Below are 22,055 nucleotides of genomic sequence, written 5' to 3' on the forward strand. Positions count from 1 at the left end.
CGCCGCGCCACCCGCCCTCAACGCCGCCCCCTCCGAGCACGGTCAGGCCCCGCAGCATGAGCCCACACTGCGGCAAGGGCACGACGCACAGCGCCGGAGTGCTTCGCGGGATGGAGGGCGCTACGCGCGGGGGTGGGCCTGGCGGTAGGCGGTGCGTAGGCGGTCGACGGTGACGTGGGTGTAGATCTGGGTGGTCGCGAGGGTGGCGTGGCCGAGTAGTTCCTGGACGGTGCGGAGGTCGGCGCCGCCGGCGAGGAGGTGTGTGGCCGCGGTGTGGCGGAGGCCGTGCGGGCCCAGGTCGGGTGCGCCGGGCACGTCGCGAAGGCGGTCGTGGACGATCTGGCGTGCGGTGCGGGGGTCCAGGCGCCCGCCGCGGACTCCGAGGAGCAGGGCGGGGCCACTTCGGGGGGTGGCGAGTGCTGGTCGGCCGTGTGCGAGCCAGGTCGAGATCGCTCGTTCGGCCGGGACTCCGTACGGGACGGTGCGTTCCCGGTTGCCCTTGCCGACGACGCGGAGCAGGCGACGTTCGCGGTCGATGTCGTCCACATCGAGTCCGCAGAGCTCGCTGACTCGCACGCCGGTGGCGTAGAGCAACTCGAGCACTACCGCGTCTCGGATCAGTGCGGCATCCACCTTGGTCTCGGTCGCACCCTTGGTTCCGGCGGGGCCGATGGGGTTCGAGAGAGCAGAGGTACCCGCGGGACCGATGGGGTCGGAGAAAGCTGCTGCGTCCGCAGTGCCGGTGGAGTCCAGAAGGGCGGCGTGCGCAGGGTCGGTGGCGCCCGCATCCCCGGGGCCAGAGGAGTCCGAGTTCGCAGAGCCCACGGAGCCCGAGTTCGCAGAGCCCGAGTTCGCAGAGCCCGAGTTCGCACGGCGCGCAGAGCCCACGTCCGCACGGCCCGCGGAGCCCGCGTTCGCACGGCCCGTGGAAGCCGCGGTTGCAGCGCTCGTGGAAGCCGCGGTCGCAGCGCTCATGGAAGCCGCGGTCGCAGCGCTCATGGAAGCCGCGGTCGCAGCGCCCGTGGAAGCCGCGGTCGCAGCGCCCGTGGAAGCCGCGGTCGCAGCGCTCGTGGAAGTTGCACCCGCGAGACCGCTGGGACCTGCGTCTGCAGGGCCGGTGGGGCTCGCGTTCGCCGGGTCTGTTGAGCCGGTTCGGGCGGCGGATTGATCGGGGGTGGCTCGGTCTAGGAGGGCGGCGGCTTGGGCTACGTCCAGGACTCGGGGTAGGTGGGCCGGGAGTTTGGGGCTGGCTAGGTCGCGGCCGGGGTCGTCGGGGCGGCGGCCGGTGCGTTGGGCCCAGGCGGTGAGGGCTCTGGCGGCGGCTGCGCGACGGGCGAGGGTGCGGGGCGCGGCGCCGGTGCTGCGCTGGCGGGCCAGCCAGCTGCGGAGTAACGAGAGGTCGAGTGCGTCGAAGCGGTCGTGGCCCGAGCGGGTCAGGTGGTCCAGGAGGAGTACCGCGTCGGCTACGTAGGCCCGCAGGGTGGTGGGTGGGTGGCTCCGCTCGTGCTCCAAGTAGGTCTCGAACGCGTCGACCGTTTCTGCCAGCGCGGGTGGGAGGGCTGTGCGGAGTGCCGCTACCCGCGGTCGGGATCGAGCCACGCTTCGACCGTGCCCGCTCGGGTGCTGCGGGGCAAGCCGCCCCGCCGTGCCTTGGCCGGCTTTCGCCCCGGCCGAGCGACCCACCCAACCAAGCCCCTCGAACGAGCCCACCCGACCAAGCCCCTCGAACGAGCCCGCTGACCGGCGCTACTGCGCCCAGCGGGCGCCACTACCAAAGCCAACCAGCGTCACCACGACCAAGTGCGCTATCCCAACCAAGTGCGCACCCCAACCAAGTGCGCACCCCAACCAAGTGCGCACCCCAACCAAGTGCGCACCCCAACTAGGCCCACCTCCCGATCGGACCCACCGGCATCACTCCCGCCAGGCACCCACCCGATCGGCATCACCTAACCGACCGCCCCAACCAACCGGCACAATCCCAACCATCCAGCCGGCCCAACCATCCAGCCCGCCCAACCAGCGCCGCCCGCCCAACCAGCGCAACCAGCGCACCCAGGCCCACCTAGCGGCGCCAGGCCCAATTGGCGGCCCTCGACCCAACCAGCGTCCTCACGCCCACTGGCGGCCCTCCTCAGCCCAACTAACGGTTCCAGCCCAACTAGCGCCTGCCCACCCGGTGCCACCCCAACCCGACCAGCGCCTGCCCATCGACCGGCGCGGCTCCACAACCCGGCGTTACCTCACCGACCGGGCGCGGCCCCACCACCCACCCAACGTCACCGGGACTGGCGGCACCGAGCCGATGCGCTTGGAGGTCAGGTGAAGCCTGGTGGTGCCGGATCGATGAATGTGGGGACATCCTCCGGGTGGTGGAGGTCGGCGAACGTCGGTGGGCCCAGGCCGGCCTCGGTGAGGCGGTATCCGCCCTCCACCGCTCGGACGAAACCGCGCATTCGCAGGTCGGGTAGGGCGCGTCTGACCTCCGTCGGGGGTAGGCGGGCGGCTAGGGCGACGTCCTCGATCGTGACCACGCGGCCGGCTGGGACGGCCTCCAGCACCGATCGCAGCGCGGTCGGGAGCGCCTCCCGGCTCGGGTGGTCGCTCCCGCCGGGCAGCGACGCATCCCACTCCGCCGGGTCCCGGCCGGCCCGGTACCCGCCGGCGGCCAGGGCCTGCACGGCCGAGGGACTCACGCCGATCGGGCCGATCGTTTCGAGGACGTCGTCGGCGCTGGTGGCCAGCGTCGCGCCGAAGTCGCGGATCAGCCGGTGCGTGCCCACGGAGAGGGCGGACGTCACCGGGCCGGGTACGGCCAGCAGGGGCCGGTCGAGCTGGTGCGCGCGCTCGGCGGTGACGCTGGTGCCGGACCGGGCGCCGGCCTCCACCACCACCAGGCCGGCGCCGAGCGCCGCGATCAGCCGGTTGCGTGAGAGGAAGCGGTGCCGTTGCGGCGACTCGCCCAGCGGGACCTCGCTGACCAGCAGACCCTCCTCGGCGATGCGGTCGAGGAGCCCGGCGTGGGCGAGCGGGTAGGGCACGTCGACGCCGCCGGCCACGACCGCGACCGTCGGCCCGCCGCCGGCCAGAGCCCCGCGGTGGGCCGCGCCGTCGATGCCGTGGGCGCCGCCGGACACCACGACCCACCCGCGTTCGGCCAGCCCGTAGCCGATCTCGCCGGCGACGTGCTTGCCGTACGACGTCGCCGCCCGCGCCCCGACGATCGACACCGCGTGGGCGGCCGCGTGCGTCAACGCCAGTGGCCCCCGCAACCAGAGGCACGGCGGCGGGGCCACGTCGATGCGCTCGGCCTCGGCCAGCGGCGCGAGCCCGGCGAACGCCTCGGTCGGCCACTCGGCGTCCACCGGGGTGACGGCCCTCGCTCCGGCGCGCGCGGCCGCGGCGAGGTCGGCCTCGGCGCGCTCCCACGGATCGACGCCGGCCAGCCGCTGGCGGATGCTCCGGTGCACCGGGCCGGGCGCACCGGCGAGCACCTTCTCCAGCAGGGCCCGCGCGCCCTCGGTGATCGCCGCCAGCACCGAGCGACGACCCGGTTCGACGAGGCGCCCCAGCGCCACCCAGGCGAGCCGCTCGGCGGCGATCCACTCGGTGTCGTCGCTCATACCGTCACCAGCCCACGACGCAGCTCCAGGGCCTCGTTGACGTCGCCGTGGTCGGGCGCGGACCGGCCGGCCAGGTCGGCCAGCGTCCAGGCGATGCGCAGCACGCGGTCGTAGCCGCGGGCGGAGAGCTCGCCGGTGTCGATGGCGCGGGCCGCGGCCGCGGTGACCGGCCGGGGCAGCCGCCACTCGGGCGCGCGGAGCGTCGAGCCGGGCACGGTGGCGTTCGACGACCACCCGACCGTGCCCCAGCGCTCGACCGCGGCGGTGCGGGCCGCAACGACCCGCTGGGCGACGACCGCGGTGGAGTCGGGCTGGTCGTGGGAGGCGTACAGCGCGGCCGACGCGACGGGCAGCAACACGACACGCAGGTCGATGCGGTCGAGCAGCGGGCCGGAGATCCGGCCGAGGTACCGGCGACGCGCGCTCGGGGTGCAGGTGCAGGCGCGATCGCCGGCCGCCGAGGCACAAGGGCACGGGTTCGCCGCGAGGACGAGCTGGACCCGGGCCGGGTAGCGGACGGCACCGCCGGTGCGCGCCAGCAGCACCTCGCCGCGCTCCACCGGCTGGCGCAGCGCGTCCAGGGCTCGTGGGGAGAACTCCGGGCTCTCGTCGAGGAAGAGGACCCCGTGGTGGGCGAGCGAGATCGCGCCCGGCCGGGCCAGGCCGGTGCCCCCGCCGACCAGCGCGGCCACGGTGGCGGTGTGGTGCGGCGCCTGGTACGGGGCCCGGCGCACCAGCCCGGTGCCGACCGGGAGCACACCGGCCACCGAGTGAACGGCGGTCACCTCCACCGCCGACCGATCGTCGAGCGGCGGCAGGACGCCCGGCAGCCGCTCCGCGAGCATCGTCTTGCCCGCGCCGGGCGGCCCGAACAGCGCCAGGTGGTGGCCGCCGGCGGCGGCGACCTCGACCGCGCGCCGCCCGATCTCCTGCCCGACCACCTCGGCCAGATCACCCTCGGAGTCACCGGGTGTCACCGCCGCGCGCGGTGGTGGTGGCGCGGACGCCGCGTCGTCGATCGGGGGTTCCTCGCCACGCAGCAGCGCGATGACCCCGCGCAGCGTGCGGCGCCCGACGACCTCGGCGCCGGGCGCCAGCGCGGCCTCCGACCAGTTGCCGGCCGGCACCACGTACCGGCGCAACCCGCTCTTCGTCCCGGCCACCACCGACGGGAAGATGCCGCGCACCGGACGGAGCCCCCCGTCGAGGCCCAGCTCGCCGATCAGCACCAGCCCCTCGAGCGCGACTCTCGGCGTGGCCCCGGCCGCGGTGAGGATCGCCGCGGCGACCGCCAGATCGAAGCTCGTGCCGTGTTTGGGCAGCCAGGCCGGCCCGAGGCCGACCGTGATCCGCTGGTCGGGCCACCGCTGGCCGGAGTTGAGCACGGCGGCGCGCACCCGGTCGCGCGCCTGGGTGACGGCGGCGTCGGGCAGGCCGGTGATGACCAGGCCGGGCAGGCCTTGGGCGAGATGGGCCTCGACCTCCACGACACGCCCGTGGACGCCCTGCAGACCGACGGCCAGCGCCCGTGCGAACCCCGCCATCAGAACGCCCCGCGCAGATGGTCGACCCGAGCGGGGCCGGAGCGCTGCGGCCGGACGCTCACCACGTCGAACCGCACCGTGGCCGGGTGGACGCCGCTCGCTTGGATCCAGTGCATGGCCAGCCGGCGTAATCGCGCGGCCTTGGCCGCGATCACCGCCTCGGCCGGGGTTCCGTGCCGTTCGCCGCGCCGGGTCTTGACCTCGCAGACGACGAGCGCGTCGCCCTCGCGGGCGACGATGTCGAGCTCGCCGGCGGCGCACCGCCAGTTCCGGTCGAGCACGACCAGGCCGGCCTGCTCGAGGTAACGCAGGGCGACCCGTTCGCCGTACGCACCGACCGCTTGTTTCGCGCTCATCCGCCGCCTCCTGATCGCCAGGTGAGGAGGCCAGAATGGCGCGGGAGTCGGACGCCGAACCGCCGGAAAACGCGGCGCTGGGGACAACCCGACGACCTGTGGACGACGGCACGCCACCCCGGGCGGTGGTACGGACACCGAACATACAGATCCGACTTATTACTCTTACCGACTATGACGGACGAATGGGTCTCACTCGGCACCGTCGCCGGGGTGTGCCTCCTGGTGGCAGTGCTAGGTGCGGCGACCGCGATCGGTATCGCACGCCGTGGCCATCGTCAGATCTCGGAGGTGATCACCGCCGGGCACCGGCAGGCCGTGCTGCTGGCCCGCGAGGACGAACGGCGCGACGCCTACACCGCCGCGCTGGAGTACGCCGACTCGGCCCGGCTGGAGTACGGCAAGGTCGGCCGAGGGGAGAACGCGGAGTTCCTGCCGCCGGACATCGAACGCTCGGCGCCGCTGCTGGCCGCCGTGTCGGCCCACGGCGGCCCCGAAGCCTCCCGGCGGCTCTCCGACCTGCTCATGCACGTGCCGACGGTGAACTACTACGCGGCGCGGCTCTCGCGCGCGCCGCGTGACTCCGAGCGCGAACAGGAGTTCGTCTCCGCGCTGCTCCGGTTCGAAGAGCTGTACGAGTCGTTCGCCACGTACGCCCACGCCGACCTGGCGACCCCGCTGGAGATGCCGGCGGACTGAATCAGCGCGCGGCCTCCGGCCGCTGGGTCAGCGGCGGGGAGTCGGTGTCGAACTGCTCCCCGCCGGGCCCGACGTCCGGCGTGTGCACGCCGTCCACCGGCGCCATCGACTCGGACGTGCCCAGTGCGGGCTCGACCTCCGGCGCGGTGCCGGCCGGCACGCCGCCCTCGCCGGAGGCCGGGTAGTCCTCCGGCGCCGGCTTCTCGTCGCACCCGGTGCGGGCCTCCGCGGGCATCGTCGGCGGAAGATCCCCGACCCGCACACGCGCGGCCGGGTCCAGCGGATCCGCCACCGGGTTGCGGTCGGGCACGTTCTCGTCCGGAGCCTGCCGGTCCGTACTCGAATGATCCATGGGCCAGACCTACCCCGGACGACCCGTCACGAACCGAACGAGCCGTTCCCGGGCAGCGAGATGTCGGGCTTGTCGAGCTCCTCGACGTTGACGTCCTTGAACGTCACGACCCGGACGTTCTTCACGAACCGGGCCGGCCGGTACATGTCCCAGACCCACGCGTCGGACATCGCGACCTCGAAGTACACCTCGCCGTCGGCGTTGCGGACCTGCAGGTCGACCGAGTTCGCCAGGTAGAAGCGACGCTCGGTCTCCACGACGTAGGAGAACTGCCGGACGATGTCCCGGTACTCGCGATAGAGCTGCAGCTCCATCTCGGTCTCGTACTTTTCGAGATCCTCAGCGCTCATACCTCGTCCTCCACCTGACCATTGTGGCTCACCGCCACCGGCACCAAGGCCTCAGCCCCACTTCGGGGCGCCACCGCCGCCGCCACGTTCGCGTACGACATCCGGTGCTCCGGGCAGGGACCGTGCGCGGCCAGCGCCTCGGCGTGCGCCGCGGTCACATATCCCTTGTGCTGGGCGAAGTCGTAACACGGATAAGTTTCGTGCAGGGTGGTCATGATCCGGTCCCTGGTGACTTTCGCCAATACCGAGGCGGCCGCGATGCACGCCGCCACCCGGTCTCCCTTCCAGACCGCCAGTCCGGGCAGGCCCAGGCCGGCGACACCGAAACCGTCGGTGAGCATGTAATCCGGTCGTACCGTCAGCTGCTCGAGGGCCCGGCGCATCGCGTCGACGTTGCTGCGGTGCAGTCCGCGGGCGTCCACCTCGGCCGCCGGCACGATCACCACCGAGTACGCCTCGGCCCGCTTGATCACCTCGTCGTAGACGCGGTCGCGGGCGGCCGCGGTGAGCAGCTTGGAGTCGGCCAGGCCGGGTACCTCACCGCGCGGACTCGCCGGCAGCACGGCCGCCGCGACCACGAGCGGACCGGCGCAGGCACCGCGTCCGGCCTCGTCGGCGCCGGCGACACGCGCGAAACCGCGGCGGCGCAGCGTCCGTTCGAGGGCGTACAGACCACCGTCGCGGCGGACCACCGCGCGCGGGGGGACGAGCACGTCACGCCTCCTTCACGAGGTCGTCGAGCAGGTCGGCAAGGTTCGGAGGGTAGACCGTCTCGGTCGCGGCGCGCAGTTCCGTGCTGCTCCACCACCGCGCCTCCCCCATGAACTGCCGTTCCCAGTCGGTCTGGGCGTGGCGGTCGATCTCGAACCCGCCCCGCCGGAGCACCAGGTACTGCTGGGTCTGACGCTGGGTGCCGGTCGAGGTGGGGTACTCGACCACTTCCTCGAAGACCGGACCCTCGAAGTCGGCCGGGGCCACGACCAGACCGGTCTCCTCGGCGAGTTCGCGCACCGCGCCGGCACGCAGGTCCTCGTCGGCCTCCAGGCCACCGCCCGGCGTGATCCACCAGGGCCCGTCCTCGGGACGGTGTGCGCTGCTGCAGCGGAACAACAGCACCGTGCTGCCGTCGAGTACCAGAACCCGGGCGGCCCGCCGTGCGCTCACTTCAGTCATCGGTTGCCGAGCGTATCCGCTGCCGGCGCTTCCCTGCGGCCGAGGCCTCAGCACCAGACCGCGAAGCCGGTGTCGACGTGGTCTCCGGCCCGCAGACGAGGCAGCGTCTGGGCGAGTCCGTCAGGAAATGTCCGCGGAAGCTGGTCCAGCTCCGAGACCGGGATCCAGTCGGCCCCGAGGAACGTGGCGCCCTCGTCGGGCGTGTACTCGAGTTCGGCGACCACGTCCGGCGTGACCGTCGGGCAGGCGAGGTGGACCGCCTGGCGCGACCAGCGCCGCTGCCCGAGCCACAGGTACGTCACTTCCGACCACCACACCGCGGCCGGGACCACGGCCGACCCCGCGACCACCACACCGGTCTCTTCGCGCACCTCGCGCAACGCCGCCGCGACCGTGTCCTCGCCCGGGTCGACACCGCCGCCCGGAACCTCCCACCACTCCCCGAGCTCCGGGTACTCCGGATCCCGGGCGCGGATGAGCAGCAGCCGGTCGGCGGGGTCGAGGACCAGCAGCCGCCCGGAGAGCCGCCACGGACGCGGTGGCGCACCGGGCGGTTCCTCACGGCCCGGCGCGAGCGGCGACTCCCAGGAGGCGTCAGCCACCCGACGACGGCGCCGGGATCGCCTCGTACCCCTTCGGCACCGACAGCGTTCCGACGTGACTGAACGGCCAGAAGATCACGAAGGCCCGGCCGACGACGGCGTCGACGGGGATCGTGCCGAACTGGTAGTCGGTGTGGTACCGCGAGTCCGCGGACGACGACCGGTGGTCGCCCATCACGAACAGCCGGCCGGTGGGGACGGAGACGTCGAACGGCTGCGCGGACGGGACGTCGTCCTCGAAGAGGTAGTCCTCCTCCAGCACCTTGCCGTTGATCGTGATCCGCCCGGCGGAGTCGCAGCAGACGACGTTGTCGCCACCCACACCGACGACGCGCTTGATGTAGTCGTCCTTGGCCGGGCCGGCGTCCCACTGCTTGGGCGGCACGAAGACGACCACCTCGCCCCGGCGTGGCTCCCGGAAGCGATAGACCATCTTGTTGACCAGCACGCGGTCGTTGATGAGGAGCGTGGTCTCCATCGACCCGGACGGGATGTAGAACGTCTGTACCAGGAACGTCCGAACCAGCACGGCGACGATGACCGCTACGAGGAGGAGGATCGGGAGCTCGACCCAGAAGGATCGCTGTTTCCGACGGGAGGTCTCGGGCATCACCAGCGCAGCCTACGGCGTCGACGCGAATCTGGGCGCAACAGCCACCTGGGGGCACGTCGGGACCAGAGCAACCCGAAGGGCCCGAACAGGACGGGAAGCACCACAATCGCGGTCGCCCCGGCCGGGCTCGCCCGGATGTGGGGTTTCTCACCCAATGCAGTCGGCACGTTGCTGAACGTATCCGGTTCCGGCAGCAGACCCCATCGCGACACCGGCCACGCCGTCGCGTAGGCCTGGCCGATCACGGCCTCGACCGGGATGGTTCCCCGCCACTGGTCGTTGAGGTACACCCGCGAGTCCGCCGACCGGGACCGGTGGTCGCCCATCATGAACAGGCGACCCTCGGGCACCGTCACCGGGCCGAACGGGCGCTCGTTGATCGGGTCGTCCTCGAAGATGTACGGCTCGACGAGCGGCGTGCCGTTGACCTCGACCCGGCCGTCCTTGTCGCAGCACTGCACCACGTCACCGCCGACGCCGATGATGCGCTTGACGAAGTCCTTCTCGTCCGGCGGAGCGGCGCCGATCAGGCCGCCGAGCATCCGGCCGGCGGTGGCGAGCGTGCCGGTGTTCTGCTGGACGCCGTTCTCGGGGACCCACGAGTCGGTGCCGCGGAAGACCACGACCTCGCCGCGGCGGGGGTCACGCGTGTCGTAGACGAACTTGTTGACCAGGACGCGGTCACTGACCAGCAGCGTCTGTTCCATCGACCCGGAGGGGATGTAGAACGCCTGGACGACGAAGGTCTTGATCACGGTCGCGAGGACGAACGCGATGATCAGCAGGAGGGGGATCTCCTGCCAGAGGGGCAGGGTGCGGCGGCGCGAGCTGGTGGAGGCGCGTGCGTAGGGGCGGGCGCCGGCGCGGTGGCGGCCGGCGGAGCGGTCGGTGCTCGACGCCCGGTCGCTGCCGTAGGTCTTGCGGTAGTAGGCCGAGTCGTCCTCGGCGGCGTAGCGCTGTTCCTCGGCGTACCGCGTTCCGGGGTCGCCGTAGGCGTCGCGGGGATCCGCGCTCCGGGGGTCGACCGACCGTGGGCCCACGGTCCGCGGATCGGCGTAACCGCCCTCGGCGTACCGGGAGTCGCCGTACGGCGCCCGAGCCTCCGCCGCACGCATCTCCGCCGCACGCAACTCAGCCGCACGCAACTCAGCCGCACGCAACTCAGCCGCACGAGCCTGTGCCGCACGCATCTCCGCCGCACGGGCCTTGGCCGCACGCGCCTCGGCCGCGCGCATCTCCGCCGCACGCATCTCAGCCGCGCGCAACTCAGCCGCGCGAGCCTCCGCCGCCCGGATATCCGCGGCGCGAATCTCCCCCGCCCGAGTCTCCGCAGCACGCGGATCGACAAAGCGCGGTTCGGCGAACCGGGGATCAGCAGAACGCGGATCGCGGCGCTCCCCCGCCGGAGGGCGCGGCTCCCCGTCCGTCGGGAGCAACCGACCCCGAACCGGCCGACCGTAACGGTCGACGGGTACCTGTTCGACGCCACCCATTCGTGCCACACCGGAATCACGGCCCGAACCGTCGTAAAGTTCGCCGCTCTCCGCGCCGCCGTCCGCGGGAGGACGCGCAGACGGCACTGGACGGCCGGGCAGGATGAGCGAGCCCGAGCCGTCCAGAGGTGAAGCAGATGCCGACGCCGGATCAGCGCGCTGCCGACGTGCGAGCCGGCGACGCGCCAACTCGTCGAGACCCGTCGGTTCAGCCGCTCCCTGATCGGAGCGACCGAACCTCTCGGGTGCTGTCACGCGCTAAGCGTAGACGCAGCCGGCTCAGCCGGCCGTGGTCTCACGCTTCTCCTTGATCTTGGCGGCCTTGCCGCGCAGACCACGGAGGTAGTAGAGCTTGGCGCGACGCACGTCACCGCGGGTCACGACCTCGATCTTCTCGATCACCGGCGTGTGCACCGGGAACGTCCGCTCGACGCCGACGCCGAAGCTCACCTTGCGGACCGTGAAGGTCTCGCGGGAGCCGGTGCCCTGCCGACGGATGACCGCACCCTGGAAGACCTGGATGCGGGACCGGTTGCCCTCGACGACCCGGACGTGCACCTTCAGGGTGTCGCCGGGCCGGAAGGCCGGGATGTCGGAACGCAGGCTAGCGGCGTCCAGCTCATCCAGGGTGTTCATCGCGGTCTTCACTTTCCTCGTCGTCGGACCGCCTGCCTGCACCCGCGTGGCGGGAACGTAGGCGGTAAGAAATCAGGCACGCTGAACACGTCAGCGGCAACTCTCCTACTGTGCCACATCTTTCGGAGTAACCGGAAACCCGGCCTCCGCGAGCACCTTCGCATCGGCCTTGTCCAGCGCCACCGTGGAAAGCAATTCCGGACGCCGGGCCAGCGTGCGGCGCAGCGACTCGTCCCGCCGCCACCGCGCGATCGCCGCGTGGTGCCCGGACAGCAGGACGTCGGGCACCGGACGGTCCCGCCACACCTCCGGACGCGTGTAGGCCGGACCCTCCAGCAGGCCGTCGGAGAACGAGTCCTGCTCGTGCGAGGCCACGTTCCCGAGCACGCCCGGCAGCAGCCGGCCGACCGCTTCCACGATCACCAGCACGGCCACCTCGCCGCCGGCCAGCACGTAGTCGCCGAGGCTGACCTCGTCGACCACCATCCGGTCGGCCGCGTCGTCGACGACCCGCGAATCGATGCCCTCGTAGCGTCCGCACGCGAACATCAACCACGGCTCACGAGCGAGCTCGTGCGCGAGCGCCTGCGTGAACGGGCGCCCGGCCGGGGTCGGCACCACCAGCCGCGGCTGGGCCCCGGACGCCGGCGCCAACGTGTCCAGCGCCTGCCCCCACGGTTCCGGCCGCATGAGCATGCCCGGGCCACCCCCGTACGGGGAGTCGTCCACCGTGCGGTGGACGTCGTGCGTCCACTGCCGCAGGTCGTGCACACCGAGCTCGATGAGACCCCGGTCGACGGCCTTGCCGATCAGCGACTCGCGCAGCGGGGCGAGGTAGGCCGGGAAGATCGAAACCACGTCGATCCTCACAGCTCGAACAGCCCCTCCGGCGGATCGATGACGACCCGGCCACCGGCCACGTCGACGGTCGGCACGAACTCACGGACGAACGGCACCAGCCGCTCGGCGCCCTGGTACTTGAACACCAGGAGCTCTCCGGCGGCGGAGTGCACCACGTCGACCACCGACCCGAACGACGCCCCGTCCGTGCCGACCACCGCCAGCCCCACGAGCTCGTAGTCGTGAAACTCGTCGGGATCGTCGGACGGCGGGAGGTCGTCGGAGTCGACGACGAGCAGCAACCCGCGCAGCTTCTCGGCGTCGTTGCGGTCCTGGACCGACGCGAAGCGGACGACGAGCTTGCCGGAGTGCCAGCGCGCGTCGTCCACCGTGAGCGGACCGGCGTCGGCAGGGTCGGTGACCAGCACCGACCCCACCGCGAACCGCTCGTCCGGCTCGTCCGTCCGTACCTCGACCAGGACGTCCCCACGGATGCCGTGGGCACGCCCGATCCGCCCCACTACGAGCTGCATGGTGTCAGCGCACGTCGGTTTCGACCACGTCGACCCGGACGCCGCGGCCACCGATACCGGTGACCACCTGACGCAGGGCCTTCGCGGTGCGGCCGCCCCGGCCGATCACCTTGCCGAGATCCTCCGGGTGGACCCGGACCTCGAGCACCTTGCCGCGACGGCCGTGCACCAGGTCGACCCGGACGTCGTCCGGGTTGTCCACGATGCCGCGGACGAGGTGTTCCAGCGCTGCGGGCAAGACCACGTCAGGACTCCGACGCGGCCGGGGCCTCGGTGGCGTCGGCCTTCTTCGCGGCCTTCTTCTTCGGGGTGGTCGCGTCCGCGACCGGCGCACCGTCGGCGGAGGCGCGAGCAACCTCGTTGAAGAGCTCCTTCTTGTCGCGCTTGGGCGCCGCGACCTTCATGGGAGGCGGAGCCGGCTCGCCCTTGTGCTTCTGCCAGTCACCGGTGACGCGGAGGATCGCCGCGACCGCCTCGGTGGGCTGGGCGCCGACGCCGAGCCAGTACTGCGCCCGCTCGCCGTCGACCTCGATGAAGCTCGGGTCTTCCTTCGGGTGGTACTTGCCGATCGTCTCGATGACGCGCCCGTCACGCTTGGTGCGGGCGTCGGCGACGACGATGCGGTAGTGCGGCGCGCGAATCTTGCCGAGACGCAGCAACTTGATCTTGGTGGCCACTGGTGTGGATGCTCCTGGGTTTCGGTACGAAGTGGGCCGCCGACGCCACGTGGGGACGATGGTGCGCCGACCCGGCGGACCGAACACCGTGGGTGGGATAGAGGGCCCACACGGTGGTCAGTTCAGCCGCCTATTCTGCCAGACCCGACGCCGAAGCTACTAACTGCGGGTCAGCAACGACTCGGCCGGGGTGGAGACGACAGGCGCGTCCCATTCGTCCAGGAGCGTCGGAAGCGCCCAGGACGGGTGGGGAACGAAGTCCGTGAGCCGGCCGTCGAACGGCGGCCGGCCCGCCGTGGCGGCGTCGATCGCCTTCGCCGCCTCCAGCCGGGTGCGGTCGGCCACCCGCGTCGGGATGTCACCGGCCTCGACCGCCGCTTCGAGCTCGTCCTCGTCCTTCAGCACGCACGAACGGTCCGGCGCGATGACGACGTCGAGCTCCAGGTCGTCGGAGTCGAACCCCGACGACCAGCGCACCGGGGGCGTCTCCACGTTCACGTACCAGTTGCGGAACCGCCCGGCGCCGTCGAAGAACCAGTACACGGTGTGCCAGGGCGCGCCCGGCGGGATCCACTCCAGCGCGCTGGTGCCGGTCCAGACGCCCGGGCCGGTGTGCCAGGGCGCGGTGAACCGCTCGGCCAGCGGCACGTCGCGTACCGGCCGGTCGTCGGCGAACAGCGACACCCGGGTCGGGGTGTTCCGCGGCAGCCACAACAGGGTTCCGGACGCGTCGTCGGAGACCACGACCGACGGCCGGACGCCCTGCACGATGCCACCACGACAGTGCCGGACCAGCGCGGTCCGGCCGGTCTCGAAGTACATCAGTACGACCGGCCGACGATCGCGATCACACCGGGCTCGTCGTCGGACTCCGGCACCGACCCGTCGGGGCGGATCAGGCAGCGCACGGTGACCGCGTCCTGGGCCAGCCGGGCCTCGCCGCCGTCGACCAGCGACGCCCACGGGATGCGTGCCCACCCGGTCGCGGCCGCGGCGAGCGCGTCCTCGATCGTGGTCACGTCGGTGGTGCGCGACTCGCGGCGGGCCAGCGCCTCGTCGTGGAGGGCCTGCTGGTCCTCGACCAGCGCGGTGGTGACCGCAGCGGCGGCAGCGCCGAGCGCCGTCGGGGTCTTCGTCCCGACGATCCGGCGGACGACGGTCACGTTGCCCTCGGCCAGGTCGCGCGGGCCCAGCTCGACCCGGACCGGGATGCCCTTGAGCTCGGCGTCGATCGCGCGGCGGCCGAACGGGGTGTCGGTGCGGTCGTCCAGGACCACCCGGACGCCGGCTCCGCGCAGTTCCGCGACGAGCTTCGCGGCCGCCTCCCCGACGCCCTCGCCGTCCTTCACGACCATGACGAGCGCCTGGGTGGGCGCCAGCCGGGGCGGCAGCCGCAGCCCGTTGTCGTCGCCGTGGCCCATGATCAGGCCGCCGACCATGCGGGTCGAGACGCCCCAGGACGTCTGCCAGACGTACTCCCGCTGCCCCTCGGCCGACAGGTACTGGACGTCGAACGCCTTGGCGAAGTTCTGGCCCAGCTCGTGGCTGGTGCCCATCTGCAGCGCCTTGCCGTCACGCATCATGCCCTCGAGCGTCAGCGTGTTGATCGCGCCGGCGAACCGCTCCTTCGGGCTCTTGCGGCCGACGACGACCGGCATCGCCAGCACGTTGACCATGAAGTCCTCGTACGCCTCGTGCAGGATCTGCCGCGCGTAGGAGCGGGCGTCGGCCTGGGTGGCGTGGCAGGTGTGGCCCTCCTGCCAGAGGAACTCGGTGGTGCGCAGGAACACCCGCGGGCGCATCTCCCAGCGCACGACGTTCGCCCAGGCGTTCACGAGCAGGGGCAGGTCACGGTAGGACTGCACCCACTTGGAGAACGAGGCGTTGATGATCGTCTCGGACGTGGGGCGGACCACGACCGGCTCCTCGAGCTGCTTGCCGCCCGCGTGCGTGACGACGGCCAGCTCGGGGCTGAAGCCCTCGACGTGCTCGGCCTCCTTGCGGAGGTAGGACTCCGGGATGAACAGCGGGAAGTACGCGTTCTGCGCGCCGGCGACCTTGATCCGGTCGTCCATCTCGCGCTGCATCCGCTCCCACAGCGCGTACCCGGTCGGTCGGATCACCATCGTGCCGCGGACCGGCCCGTTGTCGGCCAGCTCGGCCTTGGCGATCACGTCCTGGTACCAGCGGGGAAAGTCCTCAGCCTGCGGCGTGAGAACAGGAGCCTTTGCCATGGCCGTTGATCTTAGAGCGTGGCGCCACCCGGTATTTCAGGCGATGACCCGGCCGCGCAGCACGATGCGGCTGGGCGCTTTCAGGACACGCAGGTCCTCGCGGGGGTCGGCCCCGTAGACCGTGACGTCGGCGAGGGCGCCCTCTTCGAGGCCGGGCAGACCCAGCCACCGGCGGGCACCCCAGGAACCGGCGGCGAGGACGTCGCCCGGCGCCATCCCGGCGTCGGCGAGCAGCAGCATCTCCCCCGCAGCCAGGCCGTGCTCCACTCCCCCGCCCGCGTCGGTGCCGACGTAGATCGGCACCCCGGCCTCGTACGCGGCCCGCACGACCGCGGGGAAGCCGGCCTGGAGGCGACGCATGTGGTCGGCGTAGCCCGGGAACTTCGGCTCGGCTTTCTCGGCGATGCCGCCGAACGTCAGGATGTTCGTCATCGTCGGGACCAGGGCGGTGCCGGCACGCGCCATCGTGTCGATCAGGTCGAGCGACAGGCCGGTGCCGTGTTCGATCGAGTCGACGCCGGCCGCGATCAGCCCGGGCAGCGCGTCCTCGCTGAACGTGTGCACGGCCACCCGGGCGCCCGCGTCGTGGGCGGCGGCGACCGCGGCGGCGAACGTCGCGTCGTCGTAGGTGGGGCCCAGGTCACCGGCGCCGCGGTCGATCCAGTCGCCGACCAGCTTGATCCAGCCGTTCCCGGCCTTGGCCTGCACGGCCGCCTGGGTGACGAACTCCTCGGGCGTGCACTCGATCGCGAGCCCCGGTATGTACCGGCGCGGCGGCGCGAGGTGACGCCCGGCACGGATCAGCCGCGGCATGTCCGGGTCGTCGTCGAGTTCGCGGTAGTCGATCGGCGAGCCCGCGTCGCGGATCGTCAGCACGCCGGCGTCCCGGTCGATCAGCGCGAGGCGCCTGGCCTCGGCGACCTCGGTGACCGCCCCGTCGGGCGCGATCCCCGGGTGGCAGTGCGCGTCGACCAGGCCCGGCAGCAGGAAGCCGCCGGTCGAGACCGTCGTCGCGTCCGCGACCGGCTCGAACGTCAGCCGGTCCCCGACGATCCAGACGTCCCGCTCGACGTCGTCCGGAAGTACCACGCCCCGCAGATGAAGTGCCACGGCAGTGATTCTGCCCGCCCGCCCTCCGCCGCCGAAGGGCTACCGGTTGACCATCGCCGACAGCAGGACCGCGCCGATGTCCGCCGGATCGCGGGAGACGAACGTGCGACCGCCGGTCACCTCGGTCACCCGCTGCAGTGCCTGCACGTCGGCGCCCGAGCCGTAGGCGATCGCCAGCACCGTCACCGGCTTGGCCGGGTTCTTCGCGGCACGCAGCCGGCCGAGGAGCTCGTCCAGGCCGAACCCGTCCTCGTCCTCGTTCCGGCCGTCGGTCATGACGACCAGGATGTTCTGCTGGTCGGCGCGCCAGATGCCCTGCACGGCGCGGTAGGCGGCGTCGATGGTGTCGTACAGGCCGGTCGCGGAGTGCGGGCGTAACCGGTTGGTGGCCGCGATGATCGTCTCCCGCTGCGAGACCGGCCCGACCTGGTCGGCCATCGTCCGGACCGGCACCACCACCCGGTAGTCACGGCTACCGGAGAGGTCCGAGGAGAACTCCCAGAGCCCCAGGCGCGACCGGTCGTTGAACAGCCGGACCGCCTGGATGCCGGCCTGGCGGAACGCCGCCAGCTTGGAGATCGGCAGCCCCGGCACCTTCTCGGTCATCGAGCCGGACGTGTCGACCGCGGCGATGACGTTCGCCGGGCGGCGCAGCGCACGCCAGCGCACCAGCACCTCGGTGAGCGCCGCCGTGCCCGGCAGCGGCCGGCCCCGGTACGCGGCGTCGAGCGCTCCGCTGGCCGACGTCAGCCCGGCGAGCGTCCCGTCCCGGTCGCGGAAACCGGCCGCGGCGTAGGCCGTGCGCCCGGCGGTGCCGAGGACGACGTCCAGGAACGCGGTGGCGACGGCGCGCTGCCGGGCGGAGACCCAGCCGGCGTTCAGGACGTAGTACGGGTGATCGGCCGGTGCCACGCCCTCGGCCGGGTAGAGCGGGACGAGCGGCGGGGCGTCACCGCTCGCGGAGAGCCGCAGCACCTCCTGCTCGGTGGCCGGGAACAGCGAGACCCGCGCGCCGGGAGCGCTGCCCGCGGAGTCACCCGGGCTCATCTGCGCCGCCAGCACGTCGACGCTCCCGGCGTACACGCGGGCCGTGCGCTCCAACGCGAGCGGGCCGGCGATCTCGGCCGCGGTGGGCTTGCCGTCGCCGTCGGTGTCGGCGAGCGACATCAGCGTCAGCAACGCCGCTGTCGACGCGGTGGGGTCGGTCGTGCCCAGCACCAGCGGCGCTCGGCCGGTGGCGATCTGGCGGAGCACGTCGGGCCAGGTGATGCGTCCCTCCAACGCACCGGCCCGGTCCGGCGTCGTGGCCATCACGATCGGCGTGAGCGCGACGCTGGGCGCGCCGGGTGCCAGCAGCGACGCGGCTTCCGGGCGGGTACCGGCGAGCCCGGCCCAGGCGCGGGAGTCCGGCGCCCACACCGTCGGCCGCCTCGACGCGTCCGAGACCGCGCTGGCCGCGGCGGCGGCCGACTCCGACGGTGACAGCGGCGCCGTCGGCGAGATGGACGGAGCCGCCGAGCCACCGGCTGCCCGAGCGTCACCGAGGTTGGCGGCCACGTCGGCCGACCGGGCGGCGACGATCCGGATGTCCGGGCAGCGCCCGTCGACTCTCGGGTCGGTACGCAGCCACCCGTCGGCGATCGTCTGCAGTACCGGGGCGTGGTCGAGCGAGGCCGCGATCGTGATCGTGGTGCGTTCGCACCCCGACCCCGGATCGGAACCGCGCACCGACCAGATCACGCCGGCTCCGGCGACGAGCGCCAGGCCCGTCGCACCGGCGATCCACGGCCGCCAACTCCTGGTCACGCGTGCGCCTCCGTTCGCGTCGCGAGACGAACCGGATGCCCCGGCCGGAGACAAGTTACCCATGGGTCACGAAGACTCCCCGCAGTGGGGTGACCGCTGACGGCGACATCGGCCACCGGTCGCCGGCCGTTGCGCCGGCCGTCGTCCGCGGTTCACGTCCGGGGCACCGACCGTGGTCCGAGGACGTCGGCACCGAGAGCGGTGACCCGGTCGCGCAGGGCCCGGTCGGCGGTGACCACCCAGACCGGTGGCTCCGCCGCGGCGACGACCTCGACGATCGTGTCGTCACCGCTGCCCGGGGCGGACACCACCTCGACGCCGGCGACGCTCGGCACACCCCGCGCGGCGCCCTCGACGACGAGCACGACACGCACCGGCCCGGCGATCGCGTCCGGACCGGCGGCGGCGACCCCGACGAGCGCGTCGCGGAGCCGCTCGGCCGCTCCGCGACGGTCCTTCCACCAGCCGTCCGGCACCGACCCGACGACGTTCGCGCCGTCGACGACCAGCGTGGGCAAGACCTACTTCTTCGGCAGCTTCGAGAAGTCGATCTTCGGCATCTCGAAACCGCCCGGCAGCGCGTCGGGCTGCTGCTGCGGGGCCTCCTGCGGCGCGCCGGGGAACCCCGGCGGCAGCGCGGGCATGCCCCCGGGGAGCTGCTGCCGCGGCCGGCCACCGCCGCCGCCACCCTTGCGCCCCTTCTTGCCCTTGCCCTTCTTGTTGTTCGAACGACGCATCCCGCCGCCGCCGAACCCGAACCGGCTCGACATCTGGCGCATCATCTTGCGCGCCTCGAAGAATCGCTCGACCAGCTGGTTCACGTCGGTGACGGTCGTTCCCGAACCGTTGGCGATACGCAGCCGGCGGGACCCGTTGATGAGCTTGGGATCCTGACGCTCGAGCGGGGTCATCGACCGGATGACCGCGGTGATGCGGTCGAAGTGCTTGTCGTCGAGCTGGTCGAGCTGGCCCTTCATCTGGTTCATGCCGGGCAGCATCCCGAGCACGTTCTGGATCGGGCCCATCTTCTTGACCGCGAGCATCTGCTCGAGGAAGTCGTCGAGCGTGAAATCACCCTCGCCGAGCATCTTGTCGGTCATCCGAGCCTGCTGCTCGGCGTCGAAGACGGTCTCGGCCTGCTCGATCAGCGTGAGCATGTCGCCCATGCCGAGGATGCGCGACGCCATCCGGTCGGGGTGGAAGACGTCGAAGTCCTCGAGCTTCTCGCCCGAGGAGGCGAACATGATCGGCTCGCCGGTGATGTGGCGCACCGAGAGCGCGGCACCACCGCGGGCGTCACCGTCCAGCTTGGTCAGCACGACGCCGTCGAAACCGACGCCGTCCTTGAAGGCCTGGGCCGTGGTGACCGCGTCCTGACCGATCATGGCGTCGACGACGAACAGGATCTCGTCCGGGTTGACCGCGTCCCGGATGGCCGCGGCCTGGGCCATCATGTCCGCGTCGATACCGAGGCGACCGGCGGTGTCGACCACGACGATGTCGTGCTGCTGGCGCTTCGCGAACTCGATCGAGTCACGCGCGACCTTCACCGGGTCACCGACGCCGCTGCCGGGCTCGGGCGCGAACACCTCGACGCCGGCCCGCTGGCCGACGACCTGCAGCTGCTGCACGGCGTTGGGGCGCTGGAGGTCGGCGGCGACGAGCATCGGCGTGTGGCCCTGCTTGCGCAGCCACAGCGCGAGCTTGCCGGCGAGCGTCGTCTTACCGGCACCCTGCAGACCCGCGAGCAGGATGACCGTCGGCGGGTTCTTGGCGAACCGCAGCCGACGCGTCTCGCCGCCGAGGATGCCGATGAGCTCCTCGTTGACGATCTTGATGATCTGCTGGGCCGGGTTGAGCGCCTGGTGCACCTCGGACCCGCGCGCCCGGTTCTTGACCGACTGGGTGAACGCCTTCACGACCGTCAGCGCGACGTCCGCCTCGAGCAGCGCCACGCGGATCTCCCGCATGGACTTGTCGAGATCGGCGTCGGTGAGACGCCCCTTCGACCGGAGCGAAGTGAAGACGGCGGAGAGCCGGTCGGAAAGCGTGTCGAACATCGGTCCTCACGAGGGTCAACTAGCGGCGGCCAGTGAAGGCACAGTCCCCTTGAGCGTAGCCGCCCGACTACCCCGGCCGACGCCGACCGACAGGGTCGCGGCGAGAAGGCACAGCGCGCCGGCCGCGTACCAGGCCGGGGTGTAGGTGCCGAACGTGTCGCGGATCCAGCCGGCACCGGTCGCCATCAGGGCCGCGCCGAGCTGGTGGGAGGCGAACACCCAGCCGAACACGACCGGCGCGCGGTCGCCGAACGCCTGCCGGCAGAGCGCGACGGTCGGCGGCACGGTGGCCACCCAGTCCAACCCGTAGAACACGATGAACACCAGCATCGAGGGCCCCACGCCGTGCCCGAGCGACGGCAGCAGCGCCGGGAGCAGCAGCAGCGACGCACCGCGCAGCCCGTAGTAGGCCAGCAGGAGCAGCCGCGGGTCGTAGCGGTCGGTGAGCCAGCCCGACGCGATCGTCCCGACGATGTCGAAGATGCCGATCACGGCCAGCAGGCCCGCCGCGGCCGTGGTGGGCAGCCCGTGGTCGTGCGCGGCCGGCACGAGGTGGGTGCCGACCAACCCGTTGGACGACGCGCCGCAGATCGCGAACCCCCCCACCAACAGCCAGAACGTGCCGCTGCGGACGCCGAGCGCGAGACCGCTGAACGCGGAGCGGGCCGCCCCTCCGGCCGGACGGGCCGGGCTGGGTTCGTCGGTGCCGTACCGGGTGAGCCCGACGTCCTCGGGCTGGTCGCGCAGGAACAGGATGACCAGGGGCACCACCGCGAGGGCACAGGCGGCGACCGCCAGGGAGGCCACCCGCCAGCCCTGGGAGTCGGCCAGCGCGGCCACCGGCGGCAGGAAGATCAGCTGGCCGGTGGCGCTGCCCGCGGTGAGGATGCCCACCACCAGGCCGCGGCGGGCGACGAACCAGCGGTCGGCGACCGACGCGGCGAACACCAGCGCCATCGACCCGGTGCCGAGCCCGACGAGCACACCCCAGCAGAGCACCAGCTGCCAGCGGGCGGTCATCCCCACGGTGGCCGCGGCACCGGCCGCGACCAGCAGCAACGCGGCCGTGGTGACCCAGCGCAGGCCGAGGCGCTGGATGAGCGCGGCGGCGAACGGGGCGGTGAGGCCGAAGAGCACCAGGTTCACCGTGACGGCGAGCGAGATGTCGGCCGTCGACCAGCCGAACTCCTCCTGCAGGGGCAGGATCAGGACGCTCGGGGCCGCGCGGAACGCGGCCGCGCCGACCAGTGCGACGAACGCGACGCCGGCGACGATCCAGGCGCGATGGAGCCGTCGCTTCGACGGCACAGCAGTGTTGACCACGGCAACCAGCTTCGCCGACGGTCCGCGCCCG

At 72.5% G+C, this 22,055-nt stretch carries 24 protein-coding genes and 2 pseudogenes; 2 read left to right on the forward strand and 24 right to left on the reverse strand.

Annotated elements, in window-relative coordinates:
- Window positions 1-120 precede the first annotated feature (120 nt).
- From ABD437_RS39345 to ABD437_RS39360, 5 genes and pseudogenes are all read right to left on the reverse strand, one after another.
- Window positions 121-618 (reverse strand): annotated as a pseudogene (locus ABD437_RS39345) (tyrosine-type recombinase/integrase); the annotation flags it as partial.
- 678 nt (window positions 619-1,296) lie between these two features.
- Window positions 1,297-1,710 (reverse strand): annotated as a pseudogene (locus ABD437_RS43205) (site-specific integrase); the annotation flags it as partial.
- A gap of 608 nt (window positions 1,711-2,318) precedes the next feature.
- A complete protein-coding gene (dprA, locus tag ABD437_RS39350; protein WP_344654088.1) occupies window positions 2,319-3,623 on the reverse strand; it encodes a DNA-processing protein DprA in 1,305 nt (434 codons plus the stop codon).
- The gene (locus tag ABD437_RS39355; protein WP_344654089.1) at window positions 3,620-5,167 is read right to left on the reverse strand and encodes a YifB family Mg chelatase-like AAA ATPase; all 1,548 of its coding nucleotides are present in this window, start codon (window positions 5,165-5,167) and stop codon (window positions 3,620-3,622) included. Before ABD437_RS39355 ends, dprA begins: the two co-directional genes overlap by 4 nt.
- Entirely contained in the window at window positions 5,167-5,523 is a 357-nt protein-coding gene (locus tag ABD437_RS39360) for a YraN family protein (RefSeq protein WP_344654090.1), read from the reverse strand. Before ABD437_RS39360 ends, ABD437_RS39355 begins: the two co-directional genes overlap by 1 nt.
- Window positions 5,524-5,697: 174 nt before the next feature.
- On the opposite strand from ABD437_RS39360, the gene ABD437_RS39365 reads away from it, so the two are divergent.
- A complete protein-coding gene (locus ABD437_RS39365) occupies window positions 5,698-6,222 on the forward strand; it encodes a hypothetical protein (RefSeq protein WP_344654091.1) in 525 nt (174 codons plus the stop codon).
- Between the two features lies 1 nt (window position 6,223).
- On the opposite strand, the gene ABD437_RS39370 is transcribed toward ABD437_RS39365, so the two are convergent.
- Genes ABD437_RS39370 through lepB (ABD437_RS39400) form a run of 7 tightly spaced genes read right to left on the reverse strand, consistent with a single transcriptional unit; the run spans window position 6,224 to window position 10,427 of the window.
- Window positions 6,224-6,574, reverse strand: coding sequence for a hypothetical protein (locus ABD437_RS39370; protein WP_344654092.1), 351 nt, complete (start codon window positions 6,572-6,574; stop codon window positions 6,224-6,226).
- 26 nt (window positions 6,575-6,600) lie between these two features.
- Window positions 6,601-6,924 carry a DUF2469 domain-containing protein gene (locus ABD437_RS39375; protein WP_035868667.1) on the reverse strand — a complete coding sequence of 108 codons (324 nt, stop codon included), beginning with the start codon at window positions 6,922-6,924 and terminating at the stop codon, window positions 6,601-6,603.
- On the reverse strand, window positions 6,921-7,637 hold the full coding sequence (locus tag ABD437_RS39380; protein ID WP_344654093.1) for a ribonuclease HII: 717 nt from the start codon (window positions 7,635-7,637) through the stop codon (window positions 6,921-6,923). The genes ABD437_RS39375 and ABD437_RS39380 overlap by 4 nt, the downstream gene beginning before the upstream one ends.
- A 1-nt stretch (window position 7,638) precedes the next feature.
- Window positions 7,639-8,097 (reverse strand): NUDIX hydrolase, encoded by a 459-nt coding sequence (locus tag ABD437_RS39385; RefSeq protein ID WP_344654094.1) that lies wholly within the window; start codon window positions 8,095-8,097, stop codon window positions 7,639-7,641.
- 47 nt (window positions 8,098-8,144) lie between these two features.
- Window positions 8,145-8,699, reverse strand: a complete 555-nt coding sequence (locus tag ABD437_RS39390; protein WP_344654095.1) for an NUDIX domain-containing protein — start codon at window positions 8,697-8,699, stop codon at window positions 8,145-8,147.
- Window positions 8,692-9,312 (reverse strand): signal peptidase I, encoded by a 621-nt coding sequence (gene lepB / locus ABD437_RS39395; RefSeq protein WP_344654096.1) that lies wholly within the window; start codon window positions 9,310-9,312, stop codon window positions 8,692-8,694. Before lepB (ABD437_RS39395) ends, ABD437_RS39390 begins: the two co-directional genes overlap by 8 nt.
- A complete protein-coding gene (gene lepB, locus ABD437_RS39400; RefSeq protein ID WP_425558356.1) occupies window positions 9,309-10,427 on the reverse strand; it encodes a signal peptidase I in 1,119 nt (372 codons plus the stop codon). The genes lepB (ABD437_RS39395) and lepB (ABD437_RS39400) overlap by 4 nt, the downstream gene beginning before the upstream one ends.
- On the opposite strand from lepB (ABD437_RS39400), the gene ABD437_RS43210 reads away from it, so the two are divergent.
- Window positions 10,362-10,937 (forward strand): pentapeptide repeat-containing protein, encoded by a 576-nt coding sequence (locus ABD437_RS43210; RefSeq protein ID WP_425558357.1) that lies wholly within the window; start codon window positions 10,362-10,364, stop codon window positions 10,935-10,937. The genes lepB (ABD437_RS39400) and ABD437_RS43210 overlap by 66 nt on opposite strands.
- A gap of 147 nt (window positions 10,938-11,084) precedes the next feature.
- On the opposite strand, the gene rplS is transcribed toward ABD437_RS43210, so the two are convergent.
- From rplS to ABD437_RS39460, 12 genes are all read right to left on the reverse strand, one after another.
- On the reverse strand, window positions 11,085-11,441 hold the full coding sequence (gene rplS, locus ABD437_RS39405) for a 50S ribosomal protein L19 (RefSeq protein WP_035868675.1): 357 nt from the start codon (window positions 11,439-11,441) through the stop codon (window positions 11,085-11,087).
- 105 nt (window positions 11,442-11,546) lie between these two features.
- Window positions 11,547-12,311 (reverse strand): tRNA (guanosine(37)-N1)-methyltransferase TrmD, encoded by a 765-nt coding sequence (gene trmD / locus ABD437_RS39410; RefSeq protein WP_344654098.1) that lies wholly within the window; start codon window positions 12,309-12,311, stop codon window positions 11,547-11,549.
- Window positions 12,308-12,814, reverse strand: a complete 507-nt coding sequence (rimM, locus tag ABD437_RS39415) for a ribosome maturation factor RimM (RefSeq protein WP_344654099.1) — start codon at window positions 12,812-12,814, stop codon at window positions 12,308-12,310. Before rimM ends, trmD begins: the two co-directional genes overlap by 4 nt.
- 4 nt (window positions 12,815-12,818) lie before the next feature.
- Window positions 12,819-13,058 carry an RNA-binding protein gene (locus tag ABD437_RS39420; RefSeq protein ID WP_035857119.1) on the reverse strand — a complete coding sequence of 80 codons (240 nt, stop codon included), beginning with the start codon at window positions 13,056-13,058 and terminating at the stop codon, window positions 12,819-12,821.
- A 1-nt stretch (window position 13,059) separates the two neighbouring features.
- Window positions 13,060-13,491 carry a 30S ribosomal protein S16 gene (rpsP, locus tag ABD437_RS39425; RefSeq protein ID WP_344654100.1) on the reverse strand — a complete coding sequence of 144 codons (432 nt, stop codon included), beginning with the start codon at window positions 13,489-13,491 and terminating at the stop codon, window positions 13,060-13,062.
- Window positions 13,492-13,650: 159 nt separating this feature from the next.
- Window positions 13,651-14,313 carry a ribonuclease FAU-1 family protein gene (locus ABD437_RS39430; protein WP_344654101.1) on the reverse strand — a complete coding sequence of 221 codons (663 nt, stop codon included), beginning with the start codon at window positions 14,311-14,313 and terminating at the stop codon, window positions 13,651-13,653.
- Window positions 14,313-15,725 carry a proline--tRNA ligase gene (gene proS / locus ABD437_RS39435; RefSeq protein WP_344654102.1) on the reverse strand — a complete coding sequence of 471 codons (1,413 nt, stop codon included), beginning with the start codon at window positions 15,723-15,725 and terminating at the stop codon, window positions 14,313-14,315. The genes ABD437_RS39430 and proS overlap by 1 nt, the downstream gene beginning before the upstream one ends.
- Before the next feature lie 36 nt (window positions 15,726-15,761).
- Window positions 15,762-16,835 carry an amidohydrolase family protein gene (locus ABD437_RS39440; protein WP_344654103.1) on the reverse strand — a complete coding sequence of 358 codons (1,074 nt, stop codon included), beginning with the start codon at window positions 16,833-16,835 and terminating at the stop codon, window positions 15,762-15,764.
- Window positions 16,836-16,874: 39 nt separating this feature from the next.
- Window positions 16,875-18,641 carry a VWA domain-containing protein gene (locus tag ABD437_RS39445; RefSeq protein ID WP_344654104.1) on the reverse strand — a complete coding sequence of 589 codons (1,767 nt, stop codon included), beginning with the start codon at window positions 18,639-18,641 and terminating at the stop codon, window positions 16,875-16,877.
- Between the two features lie 152 nt (window positions 18,642-18,793).
- Window positions 18,794-19,159 carry a PIN domain-containing protein gene (locus ABD437_RS39450; RefSeq protein ID WP_344654105.1) on the reverse strand — a complete coding sequence of 122 codons (366 nt, stop codon included), beginning with the start codon at window positions 19,157-19,159 and terminating at the stop codon, window positions 18,794-18,796.
- 3 nt (window positions 19,160-19,162) lie between these two features.
- Window positions 19,163-20,701, reverse strand: a complete 1,539-nt coding sequence (gene ffh, locus ABD437_RS39455; RefSeq protein WP_344654106.1) for a signal recognition particle protein — start codon at window positions 20,699-20,701, stop codon at window positions 19,163-19,165.
- 15 nt (window positions 20,702-20,716) lie between these two features.
- A complete protein-coding gene (locus ABD437_RS39460) occupies window positions 20,717-22,033 on the reverse strand; it encodes an MFS transporter (RefSeq protein WP_344654209.1) in 1,317 nt (438 codons plus the stop codon).
- Between the last annotated feature and the right edge of the window lie 22 nt (window positions 22,034-22,055).

Source organism: Cryptosporangium japonicum (assembly GCF_039524755.1).
GTDB classification, from domain to species: Bacteria; Actinomycetota; Actinomycetes; order Mycobacteriales; family Cryptosporangiaceae; genus Cryptosporangium; species Cryptosporangium japonicum.